Annotated in this window: 26 protein-coding genes; 13 read left to right on the top strand and 13 right to left on the bottom strand. The window is 70.2% G+C overall.

Features of this window, described 5'->3' with window-relative positions; genetic code table 11:
• Positions 1-72 precede the first annotated feature (72 nt).
• Positions 73-1455 (bottom strand): D-alanyl-D-alanine carboxypeptidase family protein, encoded by a 1383-nt coding sequence (locus CKO28_RS07290; protein ID WP_338050068.1) that lies wholly within the window; start codon positions 1453-1455, stop codon positions 73-75.
• 171 nt (positions 1456-1626) lie between these two features.
• Here CKO28_RS07290 and CKO28_RS07285 point away from each other — a divergent pair, with 171 nt between their 5' ends.
• On the top strand, positions 1627-2364 hold the full coding sequence (locus CKO28_RS07285) for a hypothetical protein (RefSeq protein WP_200339969.1): 738 nt from the start codon (positions 1627-1629) through the stop codon (positions 2362-2364).
• Positions 2365-2373: 9 nt separating this feature from the next.
• On the opposite strand, the gene CKO28_RS07280 is transcribed toward CKO28_RS07285, so the two are convergent.
• Positions 2374-3141 (bottom strand): proteasome-type protease, encoded by a 768-nt coding sequence (locus CKO28_RS07280; protein ID WP_200339968.1) that lies wholly within the window; start codon positions 3139-3141, stop codon positions 2374-2376.
• Positions 3142-3482: 341 nt separating this feature from the next.
• Here CKO28_RS07280 and CKO28_RS07275 point away from each other — a divergent pair, with 341 nt between their 5' ends.
• Positions 3483-4022 (top strand): phasin family protein, encoded by a 540-nt coding sequence (locus CKO28_RS07275; RefSeq protein WP_200339967.1) that lies wholly within the window; start codon positions 3483-3485, stop codon positions 4020-4022.
• Between the two features lie 431 nt (positions 4023-4453).
• Here CKO28_RS07275 and CKO28_RS07270 read toward each other — a convergent pair whose 3' ends face one another.
• Entirely contained in the window at positions 4454-5554 is a 1101-nt protein-coding gene (locus CKO28_RS07270) for an aminotransferase class I/II-fold pyridoxal phosphate-dependent enzyme (protein WP_200339966.1), read from the bottom strand.
• A 125-nt stretch (positions 5555-5679) separates the two neighbouring features.
• On the opposite strand from CKO28_RS07270, the gene dacB reads away from it, so the two are divergent.
• From dacB to CKO28_RS07250, 4 genes are all read left to right on the top strand, one after another.
• Positions 5680-7377: a D-alanyl-D-alanine carboxypeptidase/D-alanyl-D-alanine endopeptidase gene (gene dacB / locus CKO28_RS07265; RefSeq protein ID WP_200339965.1), complete on the top strand. Its 1698-nt coding sequence runs from the start codon at positions 5680-5682 to the stop codon at positions 7375-7377.
• A gap of 160 nt (positions 7378-7537) precedes the next feature.
• Positions 7538-8077, top strand: coding sequence for an inorganic diphosphatase (gene ppa / locus CKO28_RS07260; protein ID WP_200339964.1), 540 nt, complete (start codon positions 7538-7540; stop codon positions 8075-8077).
• 192 nt (positions 8078-8269) lie between these two features.
• Entirely contained in the window at positions 8270-9118 is an 849-nt protein-coding gene (locus CKO28_RS07255; protein ID WP_200339963.1) for an LOG family protein, read from the top strand.
• 14 nt (positions 9119-9132) lie between these two features.
• Entirely contained in the window at positions 9133-9618 is a 486-nt protein-coding gene (locus tag CKO28_RS07250; protein WP_200339962.1) for a nucleoside deaminase, read from the top strand.
• A 164-nt stretch (positions 9619-9782) separates the two neighbouring features.
• Here the strand turns inward: CKO28_RS07250 and CKO28_RS07245 are convergent, their stop codons facing one another.
• Entirely contained in the window at positions 9783-10100 is a 318-nt protein-coding gene (locus CKO28_RS07245) for a DUF2794 domain-containing protein (RefSeq protein ID WP_200339961.1), read from the bottom strand.
• A gap of 257 nt (positions 10101-10357) precedes the next feature.
• On the opposite strand from CKO28_RS07245, the gene CKO28_RS07240 reads away from it, so the two are divergent.
• From CKO28_RS07240 to der, 4 genes are all read left to right on the top strand, one after another.
• On the top strand, positions 10358-10915 hold the full coding sequence (locus tag CKO28_RS07240; protein WP_200339960.1) for a thioredoxin family protein: 558 nt from the start codon (positions 10358-10360) through the stop codon (positions 10913-10915).
• A 282-nt stretch (positions 10916-11197) separates the two neighbouring features.
• Positions 11198-11836 carry a tetratricopeptide repeat protein gene (locus CKO28_RS07235; RefSeq protein ID WP_200339959.1) on the top strand — a complete coding sequence of 213 codons (639 nt, stop codon included), beginning with the start codon at positions 11198-11200 and terminating at the stop codon, positions 11834-11836.
• Positions 11833-13146, top strand: a complete 1314-nt coding sequence (locus CKO28_RS07230; protein WP_200339958.1) for a PQQ-like beta-propeller repeat protein — start codon at positions 11833-11835, stop codon at positions 13144-13146. The genes CKO28_RS07235 and CKO28_RS07230 overlap by 4 nt, the downstream gene beginning before the upstream one ends.
• A gap of 43 nt (positions 13147-13189) precedes the next feature.
• The gene (gene der, locus CKO28_RS07225) at positions 13190-14602 is read left to right on the top strand and encodes a ribosome biogenesis GTPase Der (protein WP_200339957.1); all 1413 of its coding nucleotides are present in this window, start codon (positions 13190-13192) and stop codon (positions 14600-14602) included.
• A 141-nt stretch (positions 14603-14743) separates the two neighbouring features.
• On the opposite strand, the gene CKO28_RS07220 is transcribed toward der, so the two are convergent.
• A complete protein-coding gene (locus tag CKO28_RS07220; protein ID WP_200339956.1) occupies positions 14744-15322 on the bottom strand; it encodes a PepSY domain-containing protein in 579 nt (192 codons plus the stop codon).
• 63 nt (positions 15323-15385) lie between these two features.
• Positions 15386-16138, bottom strand: coding sequence for a cytochrome b/b6 domain-containing protein (locus tag CKO28_RS07215; RefSeq protein ID WP_200339955.1), 753 nt, complete (start codon positions 16136-16138; stop codon positions 15386-15388).
• A 139-nt stretch (positions 16139-16277) separates the two neighbouring features.
• On the opposite strand from CKO28_RS07215, the gene CKO28_RS07210 reads away from it, so the two are divergent.
• Genes CKO28_RS07210 through CKO28_RS07200 form a run of 3 tightly spaced genes read left to right on the top strand, consistent with a single transcriptional unit; the run spans position 16278 to position 18789 of the window.
• Positions 16278-16706 (top strand): PepSY domain-containing protein, encoded by a 429-nt coding sequence (locus CKO28_RS07210; protein ID WP_200339954.1) that lies wholly within the window; start codon positions 16278-16280, stop codon positions 16704-16706.
• Positions 16706-17401: a response regulator transcription factor gene (locus tag CKO28_RS07205; protein WP_200339953.1), complete on the top strand. Its 696-nt coding sequence runs from the start codon at positions 16706-16708 to the stop codon at positions 17399-17401. The genes CKO28_RS07210 and CKO28_RS07205 overlap by 1 nt, the downstream gene beginning before the upstream one ends.
• Complete coding sequence (locus CKO28_RS07200) at positions 17398-18789, top strand: sensor histidine kinase (RefSeq protein ID WP_200339952.1); 1392 nt, start codon at positions 17398-17400, stop codon at positions 18787-18789. The genes CKO28_RS07205 and CKO28_RS07200 overlap by 4 nt, the downstream gene beginning before the upstream one ends.
• Positions 18790-19092: 303 nt before the next feature.
• On the opposite strand, the gene CKO28_RS07195 is transcribed toward CKO28_RS07200, so the two are convergent.
• From CKO28_RS07195 to CKO28_RS07165, 7 genes are all read right to left on the bottom strand, one after another.
• Positions 19093-19809, bottom strand: coding sequence for an SDR family NAD(P)-dependent oxidoreductase (locus tag CKO28_RS07195; RefSeq protein ID WP_200339951.1), 717 nt, complete (start codon positions 19807-19809; stop codon positions 19093-19095).
• Positions 19806-20549, bottom strand: a complete 744-nt coding sequence (locus CKO28_RS07190; protein ID WP_200339950.1) for a DUF2937 family protein — start codon at positions 20547-20549, stop codon at positions 19806-19808. The genes CKO28_RS07195 and CKO28_RS07190 overlap by 4 nt, the downstream gene beginning before the upstream one ends.
• A 55-nt stretch (positions 20550-20604) precedes the next feature.
• Positions 20605-20997, bottom strand: a complete 393-nt coding sequence (locus tag CKO28_RS07185) for an ArsR/SmtB family transcription factor (protein WP_242480396.1) — start codon at positions 20995-20997, stop codon at positions 20605-20607.
• Positions 20998-21035: 38 nt separating this feature from the next.
• Positions 21036-22490: an amidophosphoribosyltransferase gene (purF, locus tag CKO28_RS07180; protein ID WP_200339949.1), complete on the bottom strand. Its 1455-nt coding sequence runs from the start codon at positions 22488-22490 to the stop codon at positions 21036-21038.
• The gene (locus CKO28_RS07175) at positions 22487-23185 is read right to left on the bottom strand and encodes a CvpA family protein (protein ID WP_200339948.1); all 699 of its coding nucleotides are present in this window, start codon (positions 23183-23185) and stop codon (positions 22487-22489) included. The genes purF and CKO28_RS07175 overlap by 4 nt, the downstream gene beginning before the upstream one ends.
• Positions 23186-23442: 257 nt before the next feature.
• Positions 23443-24855: a DNA repair protein RadA gene (gene radA / locus CKO28_RS07170; RefSeq protein WP_200339947.1), complete on the bottom strand. Its 1413-nt coding sequence runs from the start codon at positions 24853-24855 to the stop codon at positions 23443-23445.
• A 133-nt stretch (positions 24856-24988) separates the two neighbouring features.
• A complete protein-coding gene (locus tag CKO28_RS07165) occupies positions 24989-25747 on the bottom strand; it encodes an ABC transporter ATP-binding protein (RefSeq protein WP_200340006.1) in 759 nt (252 codons plus the stop codon).
• Positions 25748-25766 lie beyond the last annotated feature (19 nt).

The raw sequence follows: 25766 nt of genomic DNA, 5'->3' as shown, positions 1-25766 counted from the left end.
GGAAAGCAAAACGCCCCGGCGGTGGGGTGCGCCGGGGCGTCTTCTGGCCGTCGTTTTCGGGTGCGGCGGCCGCTATTTCGCGTTGAACGCGACCTCGACGCCGCCGCGCGGCTGGATCACCAGGCAGTCGGTCCCGCGGGCGAGCAGGGCGCGGCAGGCACGCTCGGCGTGGCTCCGGCGGAGGCCGGTCAGGCGGGCGCGATAGAGCGGGCCGCGGTCGCCGCGCACGCGGCTGACCGACACTTCGCTGGTGCCCAGCATCTTCGGCAGCGCGTTGCCCGCGCGCACGGCGGCGACATGCGCCGGCGCGGCGGCGCGGTAGGCGCCCACCTGGACGGCATAGCTGCCGTCGGCGCGCGCGGCCTGACGCGCGGCCAGTTGCACCGCCTTGGGCTTGCCGGCGCCCGGCACGGGCAGGCCGTCGACGACGCGCGCGACCTTGGCGGTCAGGGCGGCGCGGTCGGCGTCCGCCACCCCACCGCGGGAGGCTGGAACCGGGACGACATGCGATTCGCTACCGGCGGTGGCCACTTTGACCTCGTTCGCCTGGTTGGCGACGCGCAGGATCTCGACCGGCTTGGGCGCCGGCGGACTGACCACGGGAATCGCGCGCAAGCGCCGGGCCTGGGCGAAGCCGTCGTCGAGCAGCGCCATGATGTGCCGGTCGCGCGAGCGCGCGGTGCGCCCGCCGAACACCACGGCGATCAGCCGCCGGCCGTCGCGCACCACCGAGGCGGCCAGGTTGAAGCCGGACGCGCGGATATAGCCGGTCTTGATCCCGTCGGTGCCGCGGTAGTCATCCAGCAGGTTGTTGTGGCTGCCGTAGGTGCGGCCCTGGTAGCGGAAGCGGGTGGTGGAGAAGTAGTGATAGTAGTGCGGGTAGTCGTAGATCAGCGCCCGCGACAGGGTCGCCATGTCCCGCGCGGTCGACAGCTGATGGCGGTTGGGCAAGCCGGAGGCATTGCGGAAGGTGGTGCGGCGCATGCCGAGCTCGCGCGCGCGCTTGGTCATCATCCGGGCGAACTTCCATTCCTCCTCGCCCAGCGCCTCCGCCAGCACGACCGCGGCATCGTTCGCCGACTTGGTGACCAGCGCGAGCACGGCGTCCTCGACCCGGATGGTGTCGCCGACCCGCAGGTACAGCTTCGACGGGGTTATGCCCTGGGCGCGCCGGCTGACCGGGAGGCGCTGATGCAGCGTCAGGCGGCCCTGGTCGAGCGCCTCGAACGTCATGTACAGCGTCATCATCTTGGTCAGCGACGCGGGGTAGTTACGCGTGTCGGCGTTGGCCGCGTGCAGGACCGTCCCGGTCTCCGCGTCGATCACGATCGACGCGTAGCGCGCCACGGCCTCGCCCGGCTGAACCAGCACCCCCGTGGCACAGGCGACAACGCCGAACGCCACGACGCCGCGGCGCACGCGCTTGGCCGCCTGCCGGATAAGGTTCCAGATCACCGTTCGCCCCCCTTTTTACGTCGCCATCCACGCCCGCGCGCGAATCCGCGAAAGCTTAAGTATACTTCGAATCGCTGTCCAGAATAATGACGTAAGGGTTTCCGAGGCGTTAACCTCGTTTAACTTCCCGCAGGGCCGCCCACGACCGATCAACGCAGCGAGAACACCGGAATGCATCGAACAAAACCCCCCCGCCGGCACCCGTCGCGTCAAGTCGCCGCGATCTGTGCGATTTGCTTTACCGCGCTGGCCGCCGCCGGATGCAGCTATTCGGGCGGGATCGAGAACCCGCTGATCCGCAAGGCGACCTGGTTCAGCTACCTGAACGGCGACGACATCCGCGATCGCTGCGAAAGCCTCCCCGACCGTTTCGAGGTGCGGTTGGTCTACAACGGCAAGTTCACCGAGCAGGTGCGCAGCTACGAGATCAAAAGCGACGGCGCCGGCGGGGCGCGCGTGACCGCCCGGGCGATGCCGCAGGATGCCGGCAACCTGCTGAAGTTCAGGCTGTCGGACCCGCTGGCGACCGGGCGGTGGGAGCAATCCACCGTGACCCTGAGCCCGGCGGAGCGGGAGCAGTTGGTGGCCCGGCTGGCGGACAGCGGCGTGTTCCGGCGCGCGCCAAGCGGTATCGACCTGAAGTCCTGGGGCAGCTATTGGGTGTCGATCGCCTGCCGCGACGGCGAGGTCTTCTTCAACGCCTGGAAGGCCGGCAGCGAGCGTTGGGACCAGCAGCAACTGTGGCAGATCGTCCGGCCGCTGGATAACACCGGCGTCCCGTTCTACGAGCCGCACCCCGCCCGGTTCGCGGACAGTCCCACGATCACCCGCTCCAGCGGCGACCGCCAGGCGGCGGACATCCACTTCCTGATGACCACCGGCGACAACGGGCTGATCGGTCTGCCGTAACCGGGGCCGTCAGTCGTCGTTCCGGCCGACCACGCTGATCCGGCCGCTGCCGGCGGTCGGCGGCAGCACGTCCTGCCACGGCTGGTCGGGCAGCTTGGCGGTGAGTTCGGTCAGGTGGCGGTTCCACCAGTCGCGCTGTTCGCGCAGGTCGTCGTGCCGGAAATGCCGGGTCCGCCACGTCGGCTCGCCGGTGGCGAGCGTCATCAGGTCCATCGGAAAGCCGACGTCGGCCGACGATACGCGGGTGGAATCGAACGACAGGTAGGCCGCCTTCAACGCGATCGCCATCGGCGTGGTGTCCGAGAGCGTGCGGTCCAGGATCGGCTTGCCGTAGGCGACCGCGCCGATCGACAGGTAAGGCGTGCGCTCGTTGACCTCGATCCAGTTGCCCTCCGGATAGACCAGGAAGGCGGTCGGGCGCGGATCGTCCGGCATCTGGCCGGCGATGATTGCGTGCAGGTTGAACCGGAGATTGGAGCTTTCCAGCGCGCCGCGGTCCTCCTCGGCGGTGCGGCGCAGGCAGCGGGCGTAGACGTCGACCGCGTCCAGCAGCTGCGGGAAGCCGTCGGCGTGCTGGCGGCGCACTTCCCGGTCCAGGTAGGCGAGCGTCTTGTCCCGGAGCGAGCGCAGGCCCGAGGTCATGACGATGAACGCGTTGTCGTCGGGCCCGTGGAAGCTGGCCTTGGGCGCGGCCGAGACCTGGTTGCCGCTGGTGATGCGTCCGTCGGCCAGACAGACCAGCCCCTCTTGGACGCGGATCGCGAGGCAATAGGTCATGCGGGCTTCCCTGGCATCCGGTCGGGGATCGGGGCGCGGCGACGGAAGTCGTCGCTCAGCGGTACCACGATAACGTCCCACGCGCGCCCCGGGGGCGGCAAGCCGGGCCTTGCGGCGGGATCGCCTCACGGTCGTTCGACGGGTTTATTGTGCACTGCACAAAAAGGCCTTGACGCCAGGGCCAGCCTGCCCATATTACTAGGCGTGTTGCAGCGCAACATCGCAGGCGCAGCACGAGAACAGGCCGCGGACCGCAGCGAAGCGGCAGCGCGGAAACGGCAGCAGAGATCGTGACCGGCGCCAGCGCGCGCCGCCAGCGACATGAGAAGGAGGCGAAAGCCATGACCACCCAGAAGAAGACCCAGGCTCAGGCCGCTCAGGACGTGTTCAAGCCCGTCGAGGACGCGGTCAACGCCGGTAAGGAGCAGATCGAGAGCGTCGTGAAGGCCAGCAACGAGGCCGCCACGAAGCAGTACGAGCAGGTCGTCTCGATGGCCAAGGAGCAGGCCGAGAAGGCGTCCAGCGCGGCGTTCAAGAACTACGACGAGGCCAGCCAGATGAACAAGGCGAACGTCGACGCGGTCGTCCAGGCATCCTCGATCGCCGCCAAGGGCGTCGAGCAGATGAACCGCGAGTTCATGAACTTCGCGCAAGCGCGCCTCGAGGCCAACATGGATCTGGCCAAGAAGATGTTCGGCGCGAAGACCCTGCGCGAGTTCTTCGACGCGCAGACCGACTTCGCCCGCCAGAACTTCGACACCGTGATGGCCGAGAGCGCCAAGATGACCGAGCTGTCGGTCAAGGTGTCGAACGAGGCGATGGAGCCGATCCAGACCCAGACCAACAAGACGGTCGAGAAGGTCATGAAGTCCGCCGCGTAACGCGTGCGACATCGGGCTCCCCGGCCAGCCCGGGGGCCGACCTCTCAAGTGGTCTGCCAAGACAGCGGGGCCCGGGAACAGCCTGGGCCCCGTTTTTCGTGTGCGCGGGGTTCAAGTGTCCGGCTAGAGCTACATGCTTGAAGGCCGAAACGGCCTTCGAGCTGAATGTAACTCTAACTTGTTGAAGATGGGGCAAGATTCAGCTGACGGGTGATTCCACCTCTCAGCATCTTGCCCTAGCGGCGACGCTGCGATTCCCCTCGCCCTTGAGGGGAGAGGGCGGGGCCCGCGCCCAATAGGGCGTGGGAGGGTGAGGGTGGGACTCCTCGGCAACATCTGAGGAGTCCCACCCTCACCTATCCTCTCCCCTCAAGGGAGAGGGACCCGCCTATGCTGCCGTCGTTCGGCACAAAACCCGGAGCAGCGGCGCCTCACCCGACCTCGTCGACCGCCTCGGCGAACGCCTGCTCGAAGATCGCGCGTTCGGTCTCGGGGCCGACGGTGACCCGGATGCAGCGGTCGAGCGGCGGGACGCCGGGCTTGCGGATGAAGACCCGGCGGTCCTGCAGCGCGGTCAGCAGCTTTTCGCCGCGCTCGGCGGTGCCGACATCGATCGTCACGAAGTTGGTGTAGGACGGGATCGCGGTGAAGCCGTGGCGCCGGGCGATCTCGGCGTAGAGCTGCTTGCCGGTCTCGATCTCGCGCGCCCGGGCGTCGATGTACGCCTGGTCCTGGAGGGCGGCGCGGGCGGCCTGCTGGGCCATGTGGTTGACGCCGAAGTGGTTGCGGATCTTGTTCAGGGCCGTGATCGCGTCCGGATGCGCGATTGCGTAGCCCACGCGCAGGCCCGCAAGGCCGTAGATCTTGGAAAAGGTGCGCAGGCGGATCACGCCCGGGTCCGACGGGTCCATCGGCGGGTTGGTCCCCGCCGGCGCGAACTCGGTATAGGCCTCGTCCAGGGCGAGCAGCGTGCCCTCGGGCAGGCGCCGGCGGAACTCCGCGATCGCTTCGGCCGGGTGGCGGGTGCCCATCGGGTTGTCCGGGTTGGACAGGTAGACCAGCCGCGCCCCGACCGCCCGGGCCGTGTCGGCGAGCGCCGTCAGATCCTCGTGGTCGTCGCGGTAGTCGACCGCGTGGAGCACTCCGCCGAAGCCGTTCACGTGGTAGTTGAAGGTCGGGTAGGCGCCGTTGGAGGTCACCACCGGCCCGCCCGGCGGCACGGTCATGCGCACGACGTTGCCCAACAGCTCGTCGATGCCCGCGCCGACCAACACGCTGTCGACCGGAACGTCCCAGAAGCTGGCGACCGCCTCGCGCAGCCCGAACGCCGTCGCGTCCGGGTAGTTCCAGCTGTCGCCGGCGGCGGCCCGGATCGCCTCGATCGCCTTGGGACTCGGGCCGAACGGGCTTTCGTTGGCGCCCAGCTTGGCGCGGAAGGTGAAGCCGCGTTCGCGCTCGATCTGCTCCGGGCCGACGAAGGGCACGCTGGCCGGCAGCTTGGCGACGATGTCGGTGAACGGGATCTGACTCATTGTTGTCTCCGGCCCTCCCCAGCCTGTCGTGAACCGCGCGGAAGGGTCGGGCAGCCGGGCGATAAAGTCAAAGCGACCGCTTTCACCCGTCCACCTTCGAGCCGCAACGTGGCAGGGTAGGGACCATGACCGACCCCGACCGATCCGATCGATACCGCCCCCGTCTCGCCGGCGTCCTGGCGAGCGCCGCCGGGCTGCTGCTGGCCGCCTGCGCGGCGTCCGAGCCGGCGCCGGCGCCGACGCCTGCCGCCAAGCCCCCGGCCTTGGCGGCAGAGCGCCCGGCCGGTGGGCCCGGCGGGACCGAGCCAGATGCGCTGCCCGAGCCCGCGGAGCGTGCGGCCGCGCCGGACGCCCGCGTGCAGCCGGCCCGCCTGGGCCCGCCGTTGACGCCGGAAGACCCGCAAGCCGCCCGCCGGCTGATCCGCCGGCACGGCTTCGAGCCGCAGGACGTCGGCTTGCTGGTGACCGACTTGGCGGGCCGGGAGCTTGCCGCGCATAACGCGACGCAGGCGTTCATCCCGGCGTCGGTCGCGAAGCTGCCCACGGCCGTCGCCGCGCTGGAGCTGCTGGGCGGCGATCACCGCTTCACCACGCGCATGGCCGCCACCGCCGCGCCGCGGGGCGGCCGGCTGGACGGCGACCTGGTGCTGGTTGGCGGGGGCGATCCGCTGTTGGGCGCCGACGGGCTGGTTCACCTGTGCCGCGACCTGCGCCGGGCGGGCGTGCGCAAGGTCGCCGGCCGGTTCCTGTACGACGCCAGCCTGTACCAGGAACGCCCGGCGATCCGGGACGACCAGCCGATGACCGCCGGCTACAACCCGGGCGTCTCCGCGCTGTCGGTCAACTTCAACCGGCTGCGCGTGCGCTGGGGCACCGGCCAGCCCAGCGATCCGCGCGCCTGGACCGTGCCCCCGGTGCCGTCGGTCGACCTGTCGCTGGACCGCCGGCGGCCGCGGGGCCGGGAATCCGGCGCCTGGCTGCCAGCCGGCGCGGACGGGCGCTGGCAGCTGTCGACCGGCGCGCGCGGTTACGGCCAGGACTGGCTGCCGCTGAAGGACCCCGCCCGCGTGGCGGCGGAGGCGACGCGCCAGGTCTGTCAGCGACTCGGCGTCGAGCTGCCCGCGCCCGAGCCGGGCCGGGCTCCGGACGGCGCGGCGACCCTGGCCGCGCATCCGGGTCCGCCGCTGCACGAGACGGTCCGGGCGATGCTGCGTTATTCCAACAATCTGGTCGCCGAGCTGACCGGGCTCGCCGCCGGGCGCGCGCTGACCGGCCAACGGATCGGCCTGAGCCAGTCGGCGATCGCGGTTTCACAGTGGTACGAACGGACCCTGCCGAAGACCGACTGGGCCCGCTTCGACCCGGGCAACCACTCCGGCCTGAACGCGGATGCGCGGATGACCCCGGCGCAGCTGGCCGCGATCCTGCGGTTCGCCCATGATGCGCGCTACGGCCGCGCTGGGCGCACGCTGATCGAACTGCTGCCGACCGTCGGGCTGGACGGCGGCCTGGGACGCCGGCTGCAGACGCCGGACACCGCGTTCGCCGTGTTCGCCAAGACCGGGACGATGAACTTCGTCAGCGGGCTCGCCGGCTACCTGCCGACCGAAAGCGGCCGGGGCCGCGTGTTCGCGATCTTCGTCAACGACAAGCGGCTGCGCCGGGCTTACGACGCCGATCCGGGCCGCACGGGCTGGCACCGGCAGGCGGCCAGCTGGGGCAGCCGGGCGAAGGACCTGGAAGCGGCCCTGGTGCGCCTGTGGACCGACCCGGGGCGGATCCGGGAGCCGGCACCAACCGCCATGCTGCAGCGCAGCGAATAAGCTTGAACCGCGGCCGCCCGCTGGGACAGGATCGCGCCCGCGCGCAGCCGGGTTGCAACGGCGTGCGCGCGCCCCGACATCCGGGCCGAGGACGCGCGGGCCGATCCCGTCAGCTCGAAAATTTCAGGCACGGCCGCGAGACGGCCGAAGGGAGGTAGCAGTGGACATCGACAAGGTCAGCGCCGGCAAGAATCCGCCGTGGCAGGTCAACGCCATCATCGAGGTGCCGATGAACTCGGACCCGGTGAAGTACGAGTTGGACAAGGATTCCGGCGCGCTGGTGGTCGACCGGTTCCTGCACACGGCGATGTACTACCCGTGCAACTACGGGTTCATCCCGCATACCCTGTCGGACGACGGCGATCCGATCGACGTGCTGGTGGTCAACCGCCAGCCGGTCCAGCCGGGCTGCGTCATGGCGGTCCGGCCGATCGGCGTCCTGGTGATGTCCGACGAGGAGGGCGAGGACGAGAAGCTGCTGGCCGCCCCGGTCGACAAGCTCGATCCCTATTTCGCCGGGGTCAAGTCGTACAAGGACATGCCGAAGCCCTACCTCGACCAGATCGCGCACTTCTTCCAGCACTACAAGGATCTGGAGAAGGAGAAGTGGGTCAAGATCGAGCGCTGGGGCGAGGCCGACGAGGCCGCCCAGATGATCGACGCCGCGATCCAGCGCGCGCAGTCCAAGGCGGCGGAGTAGCGCCGTCTTCCGGCGTGACCGGACGACGCGCGACAGGCCATGGGCCGGCGGGCTTCCGCCGGCCCTTTTCGCATGCACCGTTCGACCCGGACCCACGGCCGGCGTATACTGCAAGGCCGGCCGCCCGCGGTCCCGCGCGCCCGGGGTGCGCCTTTGAACCGCGACCAGCAGTACAAGCGAACACCCGCCTCGATGACCCACGATTCCGACGACAACGGCGCGGACACCGGCTTCCGCAAGCCCGTCAAGGCCTACGCCAACCTCGACTTCCTGCAGAGCAAGGACGCCCGCCAGCTGCGCATCCTGGCGGAATACCTGGAGCCGGCCAGCCGGTTCGAGCGCTACAAGGTCGACGACACCATCGTCTTCATGGGCTCCGCCCGCCTGAAGCCGCGCGACCTCGCCGAGGAGAACCTGCGCAAGGCGGAGGCCGGCCAGGGCGAGATCGACCTCGCCAAGGCGCGCCACGACCTGTGGATGTCGGAGCACTACGAGAGCGCGCGCGAGCTTGCCCGGCGCCTGACCGAATGGTCGAAGGATCTAGGCGAGACCGACCGCCGGTTCGTCGTCTGCACCGGCGGCGGGCCCGGCGTGATGGAGGCCGCCAACCGCGGCGCCAGCGAGGCCAAGGGGTTGAACGTCGGGTTGTCGATCACCCTGCCGCTGGAGCAGCACGAGAACCCGTACGTCACCCGCGAACTCGGCTTCGAGTTCCACTACTTCTTCATGCGGAAGTTCTGGTTCACCTATCTCGCCAAGGCTATCATCTTCTTCCCCGGCGGGTTCGGGACGCTGGACGAACTGTTCGAGACCCTGACCCTGCTGCAGACCCGCAAGGTCAAGAAGCGCATGCCGATCGTCCTGTTCGGCTCCGACTTCTGGCGCGAGACGATCAACTTCGACGCATTGGTGAAATACGGGACGATCAACGAAGACGACAAGAACCTCTTCACGATCACCGACGACCTGGACGAGGCGTACGACATCATCACCCGCGAACTCGCCGAGTACGGCCTCCGCGAACCGGGCGCGCATCTGTAAGGGGGCGCCGGGCCATGCCCGAAATCCAGCCGACCGACACCGACCGCCGGTTGATGGCGGAAGCGATCGCCGAGGCGCGGGCCGGCTACCACGAAGGCGGCGTGCCGGTCGGCGCGGTCTTGGTGCGCGACGGCCATATCCTGGCGCGCGGGCACAACCGCCTGCAGCAGGAGGGCAACCCCGTGCTGCACGGGGAGACCGACTGCATCCGCCAGTTCGGCCGCGGCGGCGACTTCGCCGGGACGACGCTCTACACCACGCTCAGCCCGTGCGCGATGTGCGCCGGCGCGATCATCCTGTTCGGCATCCCCCGGGTGATCGTGGGCGAGAACCGCAACTTCGCGGGCGAGATGGCCTGGCTGCTCGAGCGCGGCGTCGAGGTCGGCCTGCTCGACGACGCCGATCTCGCCAACTTCTTCGCCCGCTTCATGGCCGAGCGCCCGCATCTCTGGGGCGAGGACATCAAGGGCTACGAACGCGGGTCGGACGCGCATCTATAGCCGTCAGTCGTCCTTCGACACGGTCGCAAGCGCGACCTGCTCAGGATGAAGTCAATTTTATTGTCCAAAAACAATAACTTCGTGCTGAGCAGGCGCCTGTAGGGCGCCGTGTCGAAGCACGCCTGACGGGTTTCCCGTGCACCTAACCGCCAATACCTGATGGCTTAAGACACCACCCGGAGCCGGGCCTTCTTCTCGAACACCTCGAGCGCGCCCCTGAGCGTGCCGGCGCGCTTCAGGCGCTGCGGGCCCTGCCAGACCTCGTAGATCTGGCCCTGCGGCTTCTTGGCGATCGAGAACTGCGGGCGTTCCATCGTGTGCCGGAACACCGAGAAGACGGCCAACCCCTTCTTGTGGTCGATCGCGTAGTCGCGCCAGTCGCCGTTGGCCACGCGGGTGGAATAGAGGTTCAGGAGCTGCTGCAGCTCGGCCCGCGTCCAGAACACCTGCTGGGCATTCTTGCCGCCGCTTCCCTGGCTCATGCGCGCGCTTCCCTCGTTTCGCGGGCGTCGTCGGGCGTTGCGTCAGGCGCGGGGCCTGTCACGAAAGTGTCGTCCGAAACCGCCCGCCGCGTCCAGGGCAAGATGTCCGAGGCGCCCCGACCGTCCGCATAAATGGCGCCCGGTCCGCAAGCCCCCGCGGCGCGGCGATCGACGGGGTGTCTTGATTAGCCGTCGCCACACGCGCATCTAACAGCCGGAACCTGGAGACGCGATCAACAGCTCGGGAGGCATGCAACATGGCGGCGATGGAGACACCGGTCTGCGAGTTCGGCTGGACGCCGGCCGACTTCGCGCTCGAGGGCACGGACGGCAAGACCTACACGCTGGCCGACGTGGCCGGGCCGAACGGCCTTCTGGTGATGTTCATCTGCAACCACTGCCCCTATGTGCGCGCGGTGGTCGACCGGCTGGTCGACGACGTCAGGCAATTGCAGGACGCGGGCGTGGGCGCGATCGCGATCATGTCGAACGACACCGAGACCTATCCGGACGACTCGTTTGAGAACATGCAGGCGTTCGCCCGGCAGCACGGCTTCACCTTCCCCTATGTGATCGACGAGACGCAGCAGGTCGCCAAGGCCTACGGCGCCGTCTGCACGCCCGACTTCTTCGGCTTCAACAAGGATCTGGAGCTGCAGTACCGCGGCCGGCTGGACGAATCCAGGAAGCAGGCCGCGCCCAACGCCAAGCGCGAACTGCTCGAAGCGATGACCCAGGTCGCCCGGACCGGCCAGGGCCCGCGCGACCAGATCCCGTCGATGGGCTGCTCGATCAAGTGGAAGCAGGCCGCATAGCGCCGGCAGGCATGCCGGTGGCACGTATCGGCGGGTCCGCTCTCCGCCCGCGGGAGGAGCGCGGACCCGCCGCCGCGCCATGCCAGCGCGCGGGCTTTGCAAGGGCGCGCGGGCTTTGCAAGGGCGCGCGGGCTTGGCTAGGGTGGCGCGCGCTTCCGGCCCGCCGCTCACGACGCGCGGCGGGCTGCTTTATGACGCAACAGACCGACGCGCATCCGCGCGCCCCAAGGGCTGCCATCAGGCGCCCTGCGCGCCAGACCGGGTACGAGGGCCGAACCTGCCGTGAGCGACATCTTCCGCGAGGTCGACGAGGAAATCCGCAAGGAACGCTACGCGACCCTGTGGAAGAAGTACGGGGCGTACGTGATCGCGCTGGCGGTCGTGATCGTGCTCGCGGTCGCGGGCTACCAGGGCTGGCAGCAGTGGCAGCGCAGCCAGGCGCTCGAGGCGGCCGACAGCTACAACGCCGCCGTCGCGCAGCTGCAGCAGGGCAACACCGAGCAGGGCCTGCAGCGGCTGGCCGAGATGGCCGATCCGTCGGGCGACGGCTACGCCCTGCTGGCGTCGTTCCGCCAGGCGGACCTGCTGGCCGAACAGGGTGAGACGCAGCAGGCGGTCCAGATCTGGAACGAGATCGCCGGCAGCGGCGACGGTCCGCTGCGCCAGTTGGCCGATATCTTCGCGGTGATGCACCAGGTCGACAGCGGCGATCCGGACCAGCTGGCCAGCCGGCTGCAGCCGCTGGCGGACGAGGGCAGTCCTTACCGCTGGACCGCGATGGAGTTGCAGGCGACGCTCGCCTACAAGCAGGGCGACGACGACCGGGCGATCGATCTGTTCAAGCAGATCGCCGACGGCGGCGACGTGCCGCCGGCCCAGCGCCGTCGCGCCACCCAGATGCTGGAGTTGCTGCAGGAATGATCCGCGCGGTTTTACGTCACGGCGCGCTCGCCGGGCTTGTATTCACCCTCGCGGCCTGCAGCTGGTTCGAGGCCGATCCCGAGCGTCTGGAAGGCGAGCGGATCGACGTGCTCGGCCCGGAACGCCAGCTGAGTGCGGCCGAGTCGATTCAGGGCCGTGAGATCGAGCTGCCACCGCCCTACATCAATGCCGCCTGGCCGCAGCCGGGCGGGAACCCGCCGCACGCCATGTTCCACCTCAAGCTGGGCGACGATCCCAGCCAGGTCTGGTCGGTCGACGTGGGGGAAGCCTCGGGCGACCGGCAGCAGATCATGAGCCAGCCGGTCGTGGCCGGCGGGCGTGTCTACGCCATGGACGCCGCGGCTACGGTGAGCGCCTATACCGCCGACAACGGCCAACGGATCTGGCGGCGCCAGCTGATCGAGGACACCGAAGGTATCTTTGGCGGCGGACCCGGCTACGCCGACGGCCGGCTGTTCGTCACCACGGGCGCCGGGCGCCTGTTCGCGCTCGACGCCGCGACCGGCGAGACGGTCTGGACCTACGACGCCGGCGTCCCGATGCGCGCGGGCCCGACGGTGCGCGACGGCCAGGTCTACGCCGTCACCATCGTGAACGAGACGGTCGCGCTGTCCGCCGAGGACGGCTCCGAGCTCTGGACCCACCAGGGGATCGAGGAACAGGCCGGCCTGCTCGGCTCCGCGAGCCCGGCGGTCACCTCGGCGGCCGTGTACGTCGCCTACTCCTCCGGCGAACTGTTCGCGCTACTGCCCGAAAACGGTCGGGCGTTATGGAGCGACAGCCTGGCCGGAATCGCGCGGACCGGGTCGGTCGCCAACCTGACCGACGTGCGGGCCAAGCCGGTGGCCGAGGGCAACCGCGTCTACGCGATCTCCAACGCCAACCGCATGACCGCGATCGACACCCGCCGCGGCGCACGCGTCTGGGACGAGCGGCTGTCCGGGATCGAGATGCCCTGGATCGCCGGCGACTGGCTGTTCGTGGTGACGGCGCAGAGCGAGCTGCTGGCGCTCGAGCGCGAGACCGGACGGATCCGCTGGGTGACCCAGCTCGCCCGCTGGGAGGACTCGGAAGACAAGGACGGGCCGATCGTCTGGCAGGGACCCGTGCTGGCAGGCGACCGGCTGCTCCTGCTCGGCTCCCAGGGCAAGGCGGTTTCGGTGTCGCCCTACAACGGCGAGGTGATGGGCGCGATCGACATCCCAGGCGCGCCCGCCGCCCCGCCAGTGGTGGCCGACCAAACGCTTTACATCCTGACCGACGGCGCCACCCTGGCGGCTTACCGCTAGCCGTCTTGACGCCCGCCGCGGCCGCAACGTCGAGCCAACCTCCGTGACCCTGACCGTCGCCATCGTCGGCCGGCCGAACGTCGGCAAGTCGACCCTGTTCAATCGCTTGACCGGGCGGCGCACCGCGCTGGTCGACGACACCCCCGGCGTGACCCGCGACCGGCGGGAGGGCGAGGGCGCGCTGTTCGACCTGACGTTCCGTCTGTTCGACACGGCCGGGCTGGAGGACGTCGACGACGACAGCCTGGAAGCCCGGATGCGCCGGCAAAGCGAGATCGCGATCCAGGAGGCGGACGTCGTTCTGATGATGCTGGACGCGCGCGCCGGCGTGACCGCGACCGACGAGATCTTTGCCGACAAGCTGCGCCGCGGCGACAAGCCGGTCCTGGTGCTCGCCAACAAGTGCGAGGGCCAGGCCGGCCAGGCCGGCCTGGCGGAGGCGTTCACGCTGGGCCTAGGCGATCCGGTTGCCTTCTCCGCCGAGCACGGCATCGGCCTGGAGGAGGTGCACGAGCTGCTGAGCGAGGTCGCTCAGGCGACCGGGCAGGCCGAGGAACCCGCCGCCGACGTTGGCGCACACGGCCAGGGCGCGGACGGCGAGGGCGCACAGGCAGAGGCGGACGGCGAGGACGCACAGCCAGCGGTGGACGTTGGCCCGCTGCGGCTGGCGATCGTCGGCCGGCCGAACGCCGGCAAGTCGACCCTGGTCAATCGCCTGCTGGGCGAGGAGCGGCTGCTGACCGGACCGGAGGCCGGGATCACCCGCGATTCGATCGCCGTCGACTGGGTCTACAAGGACCGCGCGATCAAGCTGGTGGACACCGCCGGCCTGCGCCGCAAGTCCCGGGTCGACGCGAAGCTGGAGAAGCTCGCGGTCGCCGACGCGCTGCGCGCGGTGCAGTTCGCCCACGTGGTGGTGCTGGTGATCGACGGCGAGCAGGGCCTGGACAAGCAGGACCTGACGATCGCCAACCAAACGATACAAGAGGGCCGCGGCCTCGTCCTCGCGCTCAACAAGTGGGACGCGATCGGCGACAGGGACGCCGCCCGCAAGGCTGTCTCCGACCGCCTGACCCGCTCCCTGCCGCAGGTGAAGGGGGTGCCGGTCGTCCCCGTCTCCGGCCTCAAGGGCACGGGCATGGAAAACCTGCTGGACCAGGTGATGCGGGTCTACGACCTGTGGAACCGCAAGTTCGCCACGCCCGACCTGAACCATTGGCTGTCCGAGGTCGAGGCCGCCAACCCGCCGCCCAGCGTGGGCGGCAAGCGCTGCCGGCTGAAGTACATCTCCCAGCCCAAGGCCCGGCCGCCGACCTTCGTGCTGTTCTGTTCCCGCCCGAAGGACCTGTCGGACGCCTACCTGCGCTACCTGGAAAACGAACTGCGCCACGACTTCGACCTGCCGGCCGTGCCCGTGCGCTTCCAGCTGAAGAAGAGCAAGAACCCGTACGCGTAAGGCGGCTTAAATGCCGCGCGCCTGTGGGCGGCGTTCGCGAGCCGTCGCAGCGGGGCCTTCGTAATCGAAAAACCCCCGCCGCCGTGGGAGGGGCGCGGCGGCGGGGGCCGACGGACGCGCGGAGGGAGTCCGGAACGCGCGTCAGTCGGCGTCCTCGCGATCGAGAACCTTGCCGGTCATCGCGTCGACCTTCAATTCGACGCGCCGGCCGGCCGGGGAGCGGGCGTCGACCTCGTATCGATCGCCGTCCTCGCGCTCGACCTCGCGGATGTCGCTGTAGCCCTGCCGGTCGAGCCGGCGGATGACGTCTTCCAGCGGCAGCGCCTGTCGACGCGCCTGTCCGGAGGCGGTGTCGTCGCCTGCCGTGGCCGTCTGGCGGCCGGTTTGCGCGGCCGGCGTGCCGGCGACGTTGAGGTAGGCGCTGATGTCGCGTAACTCCGCACGGCTCAGCCGCAGTTCGCGGGCGTGCGGGTCGGTGGTCATGACCTCCGCCAGGCGATCGGGCGTGAAACTGCGTTGCCGGCTCAGCCGGTCGAGCGACGGGCCGTCACCGCCGCCCGCGTTCGCCGGCGTGCGGTGGCATTCGGCGCAGACGTCGCCGGTCAGCCGCCGCCCGGCGGCGGGATCGCCGGCCGCGCGGCTTTCCGGGATGTCGACAAGGGTGAGCGTGGCGGCGGCGCTGGCGAGCGCCAGGCCGCCAGCGAGCAGACGGGTGCGCATGGCTGTCCTCCCTTGCTCGGGTTTTCGGTGGGTTCGGGTAGGGCTGAAGGGGGCCTCGGGGGCTCAGTCGTCCTCGTGGTCCTCGTCTTCTGAGCCGCCTTCCTCGTGCTCCTCGGCCTCCTGTTCCCCGGCTTCCCGTTCGCCGTGTTCGCCGCCCTCGAACGCGGCCTCGGTCGGCGGCCAGGGGGTGGCGCCGGTGGAGACGCCGGCGAATCCGGCGATCACGACCGCCGCGAGCGAGGCCAGCACGCGTCCCGCGCCGGCCGGCTTGCTGTCGTGGGCGCCCTCGGCGTTTTCCGGCAGGGTCTTGCGGCCGTGGATCATCGCGGGCACCAGGTTTTCGCCGGTCAGCACGCTCTCCGCGACCACGCCCGCGACATGCAGGCCGGCGACGATCAGGATCAGGTTGGCGAAGGTCTCGTGCAGCTCCTCGCCACCGCCGAACAGCCCGGTGTAGAGCGTGGCGATCAGGATCGCGATCATGGCGAAGATGGCGATCCCGCCGACCGGGTTGTGTCCGGCGTAGTGCTTCGGCTTGCCGGCGAGCAGGCCCTGGACGTGTTCCTTGACCCGCGTTGGGGTGGGGATGAAGTCGCGGAAGCGGCTGTGCTCGCTGCCCAGGAAGCCCCAGACGATCCGGAAGACCAGCAGGGCGGCGATCAGGTAGCCGGCGCCGACGTGCAGCGTGAACTGCCCGCCGTCGTCCTCCCCGCCGGTCAGGTAGGCGAGCGCGACGGCGGCGAACAGCAGCCAGTGAAAGACCCGCGTGGGCAGGTCCCAGACGAAGAAGCTCTTGATCCGAGCCTGGGTCGACATGATCCGATTTACCTCCGTGTTGCGCGTTTCGGATGGCCCGTTGAGGTCGCCTCGGACCCTGCCGACAGGCGGCTGAACGCAGCTTGAACGCGCCGTTCAGTTCACGTTCATCGCCGCGCGGGTTAGAAGGGCGGTCGTCATGAAACGCCGCACGACCGTCCTGATCGTCCTTGCCGTGATGCTCGCCGGCCTGGCCGCCGCGCCGTCGGGGCACGGCGATCACGAGCGCGCGCGCGAGGCGGTGCGGCAGGGCGAGATCCGGCCGCTGCAGGACATCCTGGAGCGCGCGCGAAGCGCGTTCGACGGCGAGATGCTGGAGGTCGAGCTGGCGGAGCAGCGCCACGGGCCGTTCGACGGCCGGCAGGTCTACGAGGTGAAGATGCTGGCCGCCGACGGGACCGTGATGGAGCTGTACTACGACGCGCGCACGGGCGAGCTGTTGAAGGCGCGCGGCCACGGCCTGGAGGAGCACGAGCGCGGCCGCGCGGCTGACGAAGACGACGGCAAAGAACACGACGACCACGGCGACGCCGAAGACGACGACGGCTGGGGCTGGTTCTGGGACTGATGCGGGTTCTGGTGATCGAGGACGATGTCGACCTGCAGCGCCAGCTGAACGCCGCGCTCGACGCGGCGGGCTATGCCGTCGACCCCGCCTACGACGGCGAGCAGGGCGAGTTCCTGGGCCAGACCGAAAGCTACGACGCGGTCGTCCTCGACCTCGGCCTGCCCAAGCTGGACGGCCTGTCGGTGCTGCGGTCCTGGCGGGAGAGCGACAACAACGTGCCCGTCCTGATCCTGACCGCCCGCGGCAGCTGGACCGAGCGGGTGGAGGGCATCGACGCCGGGGCCGACGACTATCTGTCCAAGCCGTTCCAGATGGCGGAGCTGGTGGCGCGCGTGCGCGCCCTGATCCGCCGGGCGAGCGGCCACGGCTCGGCGGAGCTCAGCTGCGGGCCGGTGACGCTGGATACGCGCGCCAACCGCGTGACGGTGGACGGCGCGCCGGTCAGCCTGACCGCGCACGAGTACCGCGTGCTCGCCTACCTGATGCACCACCAGGGCCGCACCGTCTCCCGCAGCGAGCTCAGCGAGCACGTCTACGCCCAAGACCTGGACCGCGACAGCAACACGATCGAGGTGTTCGTCCGCCGCCTGCGCAAGAAGCTCGGCCGCGATCTGATCCGGACCGAACGCGGGCTGGGCTATCGGATCGACAGCCCTGGGGCCGCCCAAGGGGCGCCCGTGGCGGGCGGCCGATGAGGTTGCGCTGGCCGATCAGCCTGCGCCCCGGTTCGCTGTCGTTCCGGCTGCTCGCGGGTGCCGTGCTGTGGATCGCGCTGGCGCTGCTCGCCGCCGGCGTGCTGCTGACGCGGATCTTCGCCGCGCACCTGGAGGATCAGTTCGCAACCCGCCAGGTAGCGCTGCTGAACCAGCTGGCCGCCAACCTGGAGGTCGACCCGAAGGACGGCCTCACCCTGACCCGGGGGTTGAGCCCGCCGCAGTTCAAGACGCCCTATTCCGGCTATTACTGGCAGGTCCAGCAGCCGGGCGGGAAGGCGCTGCTGCGCTCGCGCTCGCTGTGGGACGGCGCGCTCGACCTGCCCAAGGACACACTGCTGGACGGGCAGGTCCACCGCCACCGCCTGACCGGGCCCGACGGCGCGCCGGTGATCGCGTTCGAGCGCGCGGTGCGCCTGCCTGGGCGCGAGGGCCGTCTGCGTCTGGCGGTGGCGCGCAACGCCGCGGTGCTGGACGACGCCGTGCAGGAGTTCGAGCGCGCGCTGGTATTGTCGCTCGGGGTGCTCGGCCTGGGTCTGATCGCGGCGGCGGTGGGGCAGGTCGCCGGCGGGCTCCGGCCACTCGCGCGCCTGCGCCGGGCACTGGCGGAGGTGCGCGCCGGCCGGGCGCAACGCCTCGACGGGAGCTATCCCGCGGAGATCCAGCCGCTGGTCGACGATCTGAACGCGGTCCTGCAGCGCAACGCCGCCGTGGTCGAGCGGGCGCGCACCCAGGCCGGCAACCTGGCCCACGGCCTGAAGACGCCGCTCAGCGTGCTGTCGAACGAGGCCGGGGCGCTGGCGCAGGCCGGCCAGAACGCGTTCGCCGAACGGATCGCCGAGCAGACCCGCGCGATGCAGCGTCAGGTCGACTACCACCTGGCGCGCGCCCGCGCCGCCGCGGCCGTCGACGTGCCGGGCAGCCGGGCCGACGTGCCGGCGGTCCTGCGGCGACTGGCGCGGACCCTGCCCAAGCTGCACGCCGATAAACACCTCGACGTGCGCGCCGCGGCCGAAGGCGCCCCGGCGTTCCGCGGCGACCGGCAGGACCTGGAGGAGATGCTGGGCAACCTCGCCGACAACGCCTGCAAATGGGCGCATCGCCGGGTCCGCCTGTCCGCGCGCACGGCCCCGGTCGCGGGATGGCTCGTTATCGCGGTCGAGGACGACGGCCCCGGGCTGCCCGCCGACCAGCGCGCGGCCGTGTTCGACCGCGGCCGGCGCCTGGACACCAGCGTCGCCGGCTCCGGCCTGGGCCTCGCGATCGTCGCGGAACTGGCCGCGCTCTACGGCGGGTCGGTGGACCTCGGCGACTCCGTCCTGGGCGGCCTGCGCGCGACGCTCACCCTGCCGGCGGCCGATGACGGGTAGGGCGCGCGCCTGGGCGGGCAGCCGAGGCGACCTCCTCACCGTGGCCCTCTCCTCCCACGGGATTTTTGCACAACTCGCTTGGCGCCCGTGTGGGGTCCTTCGACACGGACGCCTTCGGCGTCCTACTCAGGATGAAAAGTAAGGTGTGTCAGACACTTAACAATAGCTTCATCATGCTGAGTAGCCAGCCGCAGGCTGGCGTGTCGAAGCCCCCCACACGGCTGCTCATGCCCGCATGCAAAGGTCTCTCCCAGGGGAGGAGGGGGACCGCCGATCCGACGTGCAAACGCCGCTAGGTGGTGCTTAGACGTGCACGATCTCGCCGTGGGGCTTGCAGGCGGGTTCGGCGAGCTCGACGAAGCGCTCGGTGATCGCCGCCGGCTCGGGGTGCTGGGTCGGGTCCTCGCCGGGGAAGGCGTGGGCGCGCATGCGGGTGCGCACGATGCCGGGGTCGAGCAGGTTGGCCTTGATCCGGGTCTTGTGCAGTTCCGCCGCCCAGACCTTGACCATGTGTTCCAGCGCGGCCTTGGAGGCGGCGTAGGCGCCGAAGTAGGCGAACGGGCTGCGCGCCACGCCGCTGGTGGTGAAGATCGCCCGGCCGGCGTCGGACTGGCGCAGCAGCGGGTCGAGGCTGCGGATCAGCCGGTAGTTGGCGGTGACGTTGATGTCCATCACCTCGGCCCAGATGTCCGGCGGGATGTGGCTCATCGGGCTCAACTGGCCGAGCGCGCCGGCGTTGCCGACCAGGATGTCGAGCTTCTGATAGCGGTCGAACAGCGAGCCGCCGAGCCGGTCGAGCGCGTCGAAGTCGCGCAGGTCGAGCGGCACCAGCACCGGCGCCGGACCGCCGGCCTGATGGATCGCGTCGTCCAGCTCCTCGAGCGCGCCTTGGGTGCGCGCGACGGCGACGACGGTGGCGCCCTCCGCGGCGAAGCGTTCCGCCACCGCGCGGCCGATCCCGCGCGAAGCGCCGGTGACGACGGCGATGCGGTCCTGCAGACGGCCCGGTTGATCGGTCATGTCCGGCTTTTCTCCCGGCTGGCCGGCGCGCCGCTCGGTTCGGGACGGGCGTCGGCTTGCGTGGTCTGGGGCGTGGGCGTGATCTCATCTGCCCGGCTCGATGGGGCCGGGTCCAGGGCGCTTTCCGTCGCAGGCGTGCGCGCGGGCAGCAAGCGCGGCTCGCGCGGTACCGGCCGGCGCTGCGCCGTCGCCATCCGCGGCGCGACCCGCGCGGCGGCCCGCGCGGTCTGCCGGCGCAGCCGGCGGATCTGGCGGTGCCGGCGCAGGACGGCCGCCGGACGCTCCAGCGTCCAGACGGTCAGCAGCCCGAGCAGCAGGCCGGCCAGCGCGTAGCCGCCCCCCTCTGCCGTCAGCGGCAGACCGGGCGCGAAGCCTTCAAGCGTGCCCTCGGCGATCCGCATGTCCAGATGCCGGGCGAGCGCGATCGGCCGTTCCAGCGGACCCGCCCGGGTCAGCGCTTGATGGGCGGTCTGCAGCCGTTCGAACGCCTGATGGGTGGCCCGATAGCCCGCCACCAGCGTGCCGGTCAACTCGCCGCCTTCCGCCTGCGCACGGTCCAGATATTCGCCAAGCGTCAGGCCGCGCTGCCGGGCGTCTTGCAGCACCGGGGCCAGGTCGGCGCGCGCCTGCGCCAGCCGGCCGGACAGATGCTGCAGATACTGCCGGTAGAAAGCCGGGAACTGGGCCGCCCCGGCGGCACCCGCGGCGGCGAACAGGCCGTTGGCGAGGCGGGCCAGCACGGCCGTCAGACGGCGCGGCCGCGCGGTCGGCCGGGTCCGGTCGGGTGGCCGGCGATCATGGGCGCCCGCCGTCCGCGCCGGGTTCGCAGGCCGCCAGCAGGTCGCCGCACAGCTCCGGGCGGCCCTGGCAGCAGTCCTGGGTCAGGAAGCGCAGCAGCGCGCGCATGCCGCTGTAATCGGCGGCATAGATGATCCGGCGCTGCTGGCGCGTCGAGCTGATCAGGCCGGCCGATTCCAGATGGTTCAGGTGGAACGACAGGGTCGCCGGCGGTACCTCGAGGGTGCGCGCGATCTCGCCCGCCGCCAGGCCTTCAGGCCCGGTCTGGACCAGCAGCCGGAACACCTTCAGCCGGGTTTCCTGCGCCAGCGCCGCCAGCGCGTCGATCGCCGCTTTTGAATCCATGGCGGCGGAGTCCATGGCGGGGGAGTTGATGGCGGAGGAATCCATGCCGCGTCACGTCCTTCCCGCGGGGCGGAAGCCCGCGTTCAGCCTTCGGCCAGCAGGTTCAGTTGGCGCTGGCCGCTTTCGCCCTCGACCTTGTCGGTCAGGCGGATCGGATAGTCGCCGGTGAAACAGGCGTCGCAGAACTGCGGCTGCAAGGCGTTGCGCTGCGGGTAGCCCATCGCCCGGTATAGCCCGTCGTCGGAGATGAACGCCAGACTGTCGCAGCCGATTTCCCGGGCCATGCCGTCGACGTCGAAGCGGGCCGCCAGCAGTTCCGATTCGTCCGGGGTATCGATGCCGTAGAAGCAGGGATGCCGGGTCGGCGGCGCGGCGATGCGCATGTGCACCTCCGCCGCGCCCGCCTGGCGGACCATGTTCACGATCTTGGCGCTGGTGGTGCCGCGGACGATCGAATCGTCGACCAGCACGACCCGCTTGCCGCGCAGCAGCGCGCTGTTGGCGTTGTGCTTCAGCTTGACGCCCAGGTGGCGGATCGAATCGGTCGGCTCGATGAAGGTGCGGCCGACGTAGTGGTTGCGCACGATGCCGAGCTCGAAGGGGATGTTCGCCTGATTGGCGTAGCCGATCGCCGCCGGCACCCCGGAATCCGGCACCGGCACGACCAGATCCGCGTCGGTCTCGTTCTCGCGGGCCAGTTCCGCGCCGATGCGCTTGCGCGCCTCGTAGACGCTGATCCCTTCCAGCTGCGAATCCGGGCGGGAGAAGTAGATGTACTCGAATACGCACATCCGCTGGCGCTGGCGCGGGAACGGGCGGAGCGAACGCAGCCCTTCGCGGTCGATCACCACCATCTCGCCGGGCTCGATGTCGCGCACGAATTCCGCGCCGATGATGTCGAGCGCGCAGGTCTCCGAGGCCAGGATGTGGCTGTCGCCCAGTTTGCCCAGCACCAATGGCCTGACGCCCAGGGGATCGCGCACCCCGATCAGCTCGCTGTCGGTCAGGGCGGTGAACGAGTACGCGCCCTCGATCTGCTTGAGGGCGTGGATCAGCCGCTCGATCACCGTGTGCGCCGGGGCGGTCGCCATCAGGTGGATCACCACCTCGGTGTCGGTGGTCGACTGGAACAGCGAGCCCCGGCGGACCAGTTCCCGACGCAGCTTGCGCGCGTTGGTCAGGTTGCCGTTGTGGGCGACCGCGAAGCCGCCGAAATCCATCTCCGCGAACAGCGGCTGGACATTTCGGATCACCGTGTCGCCGCTGGTCGAATAGCGGTTGTGGCCGATCGCGCAGTGGCCTTCCAGCCGGCGCATCCGCTCCGGGCTGGAGAAGATGTCGCCGACGTGCCCGGCGTCGCGGTAGGCGTTGAACTGCTGCCCGCCGTAGCTGACGATGCCGGCGGCTTCCTGGCCGCGGTGCTGCAGCGCGTGCAGGCCGAGCGCAGTGTGCTTGGCGGCATCGGTGTTGTTGAAGATACCGAAGACGCCACACTCCTCGTGCAGCTTGTCGTCGTCGAACGGGTTCGTGGTGATCATTGGCCGCCGCTCCCGCTTTCGGGCGCCTGGTTCTCGATCAGGCGATCCAAGTCTTGCCGCTGCTCGTCGTTATAGCCCGGTTCGCCGTTCGGGTCTTGCGCTTCCGTCTTGGGCCGGCTCAGCGCGTCGTACGCGTCCTTCGCCCGCTGAGCATCCCGCGCGCCCTGCTTGGCCTGGCCGGCGGCCGACCGGCCCTGGCTGCGCAGCGCCGGCGGCAGCGCGTTCTCCAGCGCGCTCGCGGTCGCCGCGACCAGGCGCGCGCTCTTGGCCTCGCGCAGGTAGCTGGGCCGTTCGTCCGCATTGGGAAGGGCCCAGGTCATCAGCATCCAGGCGACCGCCACCAGCAGCACGCCCCGCGCCAGTCCGAACACCAGGCCGAGCGACCGGTCGAGCGCGCCCAGCGAACTCTCCCGCACGCGGTTGGAGAAGATCCGGGAGACGATCGACAGCACGATCAGCGTGACCACGAAGATCACCACCCCGGCCACGATGTCCGCCAGCAGGTCGATCGCGATCACCTGCCGGGCAAACGGCTGGGCGCTCTCGAAGCCGTACAGCGTGGCCAGGCCCGCGCCGACCCAGGCGCCGACCGACAGCACCTCGTGCACGCAGCCGCGCATGAACGCGAGCGCGGCGGACAGCAGCAGCACCGCGAGCACGGCGATGTCGATGAAATTGATCGGCAAGTCGGCCATCGGCGCGTCCTGTCAGGCGGGTCGGGCGCTGGGGCGTCGGGTTGGGCGGAGGCGGGCGATTGACACCGGCCGGTCGCCGGTGCTCACGGGCACGACCGGCGGTCCGGGGTGCTTCGCCATGCTGGCCTGCAGCCGGCTATTCAGCATGAAGGAGCAGCTAAATTTCTGACAATCCAACACCTTCGTTCTGAGTAGGCCCCCACACGCGCGTCCGTGTCGCAGGGTCCCACGGGGATGCTTCGCCCGGCCAACCGATCTCATCCCGCGGTCCGCGCCGGCGCGCCGCCGTCGGCGAAGCGCGCGACCAGTTCTTCCAGGTGGCCCAGTTCGTCCAGGCCGAGTCCGTCGGGCCCGGGCGGTGCCTTGGCTTTACCGCCCCGGCGCGGCGGCGTCCAGGCGCGCTCGAAGCCGAGCTTGGCGGCCTCTTTCAGGCGCTGCTCGCTCTGGCCGACCGCGCGGATCTCGCCCGACAACCCGATCTCGCCGAAAATCACCGTATCCTCCGGCACCGGCCGGTCATAGGCGGCCGAGACGAGCGCCGCGGCGACCGCAAGGTCGGCGGCCGGTTCGCCCACCCGCAGGCCGCCTGCGACGTTTAGGTAGATATCCTTACCGGCTAGTAAAAGCCCGCAGCGCGCTTCCAGCACGGCGAGCACCATCGACAGGCGGTTGCCGTCCCAGCCGACGACCGCCCGGCGCGGTGTGGCGAGCGGGGAGGCGGCGACCAGCGCCTGGATCTCCACCAGCACCGGGCGCGTGCCTTCCATGCCGGCGAACACGCTGGCGCCCGACACCTGGCCGTTGCGTTCGGCCAGGAACAGGGCCGAGGGGTTGGCGACCTCGACCAGCCCGCCGTCGGTCATCTCGAACACGCCGATCTCGTCGGTCGCACCGTAGCGGTTCTTGACCGCGCGCAGGATCCGGAACTGATGGCCGCGCTCGCCCTCGAAGTAGAGGACGGTGTCGACCATGTGCTCCAGCACCTTCGGGCCGGCGATCAGGCCTTCCTTGGTGACGTGGCCGACCAGCAGCAGAGTGAAGCCGCGCGCCTTGGCCAGCCGGATCAGCTCCTGCGAGGCGGCGCGCACCTGGCCGACCGTGCCGGGCGCGCTTTCCAGGTTGTCGACGTACATCGTCTGGATGGAATCGACCACCACCACGTTGGGCGCGTCGGCGCTGTCCAGGGCGGCGGCGATGTCGCGGACGTTGGTGGCGGCGGCCAGCTGCACCTGACTGTTCGCCAGGCCCAGACGGCGGGCGCGCAGGCGCACCTGGTCGATCGCCTCCTCGCCGGAGATGTAGGCGCAGCTGGTTCCCTCGCGCATCGACAGCGCGGCGGCGGCCTGCAGGGCCAGCGTGGACTTGCCGATCCCGGGATCGCCGCCGATCAGCACGGCGGATGCCTCGACCAGGCCGCCGCCGCAGACCCGGTCGAACTCCGCGATGCCGGAGACGCGCCGCGGCTCCCGGTCCGCCTGGCCGGCCAGGTCGACGAACTCCAGCCCGCGGCCGCGCTTGCCGCGCTTGGCCGACAAGCCGCCCGGGGCCGCGTCGGCAACCTGCTCCTCGGCCAGCGTGTTCCACGCCCCGCAGCCCTCGCAGCGCCCCTGCCACTTGGCATGCACGCTGCCGCAGGACTGACAGACGAACTGGGACTTCGGCTTGGGCATTACGATTGCGGTCCGGGACCGACATGCCCGTTGGCAGGGCGCATCGGCGCGTCCCCTCTCCCCCCAATGGCGGAGAGGGGACCCGCTACGATGGCCGACCTCCTCTCGTCGATCCCGCCCGCGTGCATCGCGGCTACTCCTGGCGGACCGGCATGCGGATCGGCCCCTCCGCGCGGCCGTGGACGAACTGCTGGACGTAGGGGTTGTCGGTCGTGTCGACCTCCGCGACCGGGCCCTGCCAGATGATCTTGCCCTCGAACAGCATCGCCACGCGGTGGGCGATCTTGCGCGCGCTCGCCATGTCGTGGGTGATCGACAGGGTGCTGGCGCCCAGTTCCTGGACGCAGGAGACGATCAGATCGTTGATCACGTCGCCCATGATCGGGTCGAGGCCGGTCGTCGGCTCGTCGAAAAAGATGATCTCCGGATCGGTCGCGATCGCGCGGGCGAGGCCGACGCGCTTTTTCATCCCGCCCGACAGTTCGGCCGGGAACAGGTCGGCGACGTTCTCGCGCAGGCCGACCTGGGCCAGCTTGTCGACCGCGGCCCGGCGGGCGCTTTGCTGGTCCATCTTGTCGCGCTGGATCAGCGCGAACGAGACGTTTTCCCAGACGCTGAGCGAGTCGAACAGCGCGGCGTTCTGGAACAGCATGCCGAACTTGCGCAGCAACTGGTCGCGCGCATCACCCTTCAGGCCGACGACGTTGCGGCCGTCGACCTCGATCGTACCGGCGTCGGGTTCCAGGATCCCCAGGATGCACTTCAACAACACCGACTTGCCGGTGCCGGAGCCGCCGATCACCACGACCGATTCCTGCTCGGCGACCTCCAGGTCCAGGCCGTCCAGGACCTTGTGCGTGCCGAACGCCTTGTGCAGGCCGCGCACGCGGATTTTCGGGGTGGGCCGCGGG

Source organism: Rhodovibrio sodomensis (assembly GCF_016583645.1).
GTDB lineage: Bacteria > Pseudomonadota > Alphaproteobacteria > Kiloniellales > Rhodovibrionaceae > Rhodovibrio > Rhodovibrio sodomensis.
Note: the sequence above shows the minus strand (reverse complement) of the source record. Positions and strands in the feature narration are given on the sequence as shown.

Bases quoted from the DNA above. Each gene is read 5' to 3' on its own strand.
- CKO28_RS07285 (WP_200339969.1), top strand. From the start codon at position 1,627: ATGCATCGAACAAAACCCCCCCGCCGGCACCCGTCGCGTCAAGTCGCC.
- CKO28_RS07280 (WP_200339968.1), bottom strand. From the start codon at position 3,141: ATGACCTATTGCCTCGCGATCCGCGTCCAAGAGGGGCTGGTCTGTCTG.
- CKO28_RS07275 (WP_200339967.1), top strand. From the start codon at position 3,483: ATGACCACCCAGAAGAAGACCCAGGCTCAGGCCGCTCAGGACGTGTTC.
- CKO28_RS07270 (WP_200339966.1), bottom strand. From the start codon at position 5,554: ATGAGTCAGATCCCGTTCACCGACATCGTCGCCAAGCTGCCGGCCAGC.
- dacB (WP_200339965.1), top strand. From the start codon at position 5,680: ATGACCGACCCCGACCGATCCGATCGATACCGCCCCCGTCTCGCCGGC.
- CKO28_RS07255 (WP_200339963.1), top strand. From the start codon at position 8,270: ATGACCCACGATTCCGACGACAACGGCGCGGACACCGGCTTCCGCAAG.
- CKO28_RS07250 (WP_200339962.1), top strand. From the start codon at position 9,133: ATGCCCGAAATCCAGCCGACCGACACCGACCGCCGGTTGATGGCGGAA.
- CKO28_RS07245 (WP_200339961.1), bottom strand. From the start codon at position 10,100: ATGAGCCAGGGAAGCGGCGGCAAGAATGCCCAGCAGGTGTTCTGGACG.
- CKO28_RS07240 (WP_200339960.1), top strand. From the start codon at position 10,358: ATGGCGGCGATGGAGACACCGGTCTGCGAGTTCGGCTGGACGCCGGCC.
- CKO28_RS07230 (WP_200339958.1), top strand. From the start codon at position 11,833: ATGATCCGCGCGGTTTTACGTCACGGCGCGCTCGCCGGGCTTGTATTC.
- CKO28_RS07220 (WP_200339956.1), bottom strand. From the start codon at position 15,322: ATGCGCACCCGTCTGCTCGCTGGCGGCCTGGCGCTCGCCAGCGCCGCC.
- CKO28_RS07215 (WP_200339955.1), bottom strand. From the start codon at position 16,138: ATGTCGACCCAGGCTCGGATCAAGAGCTTCTTCGTCTGGGACCTGCCC.
- CKO28_RS07210 (WP_200339954.1), top strand. From the start codon at position 16,278: ATGAAACGCCGCACGACCGTCCTGATCGTCCTTGCCGTGATGCTCGCC.
- CKO28_RS07205 (WP_200339953.1), top strand. From the start codon at position 16,706: ATGCGGGTTCTGGTGATCGAGGACGATGTCGACCTGCAGCGCCAGCTG.
- CKO28_RS07200 (WP_200339952.1), top strand. From the start codon at position 17,398: ATGAGGTTGCGCTGGCCGATCAGCCTGCGCCCCGGTTCGCTGTCGTTC.
- CKO28_RS07195 (WP_200339951.1), bottom strand. From the start codon at position 19,809: ATGACCGATCAACCGGGCCGTCTGCAGGACCGCATCGCCGTCGTCACC.
- CKO28_RS07185 (WP_242480396.1), bottom strand. From the start codon at position 20,997: ATGGATTCCTCCGCCATCAACTCCCCCGCCATGGACTCCGCCGCCATG.
- purF (WP_200339949.1), bottom strand. From the start codon at position 22,490: ATGATCACCACGAACCCGTTCGACGACGACAAGCTGCACGAGGAGTGT.
- CKO28_RS07175 (WP_200339948.1), bottom strand. From the start codon at position 23,185: ATGGCCGACTTGCCGATCAATTTCATCGACATCGCCGTGCTCGCGGTG.
- radA (WP_200339947.1), bottom strand. From the start codon at position 24,855: ATGCCCAAGCCGAAGTCCCAGTTCGTCTGTCAGTCCTGCGGCAGCGTG.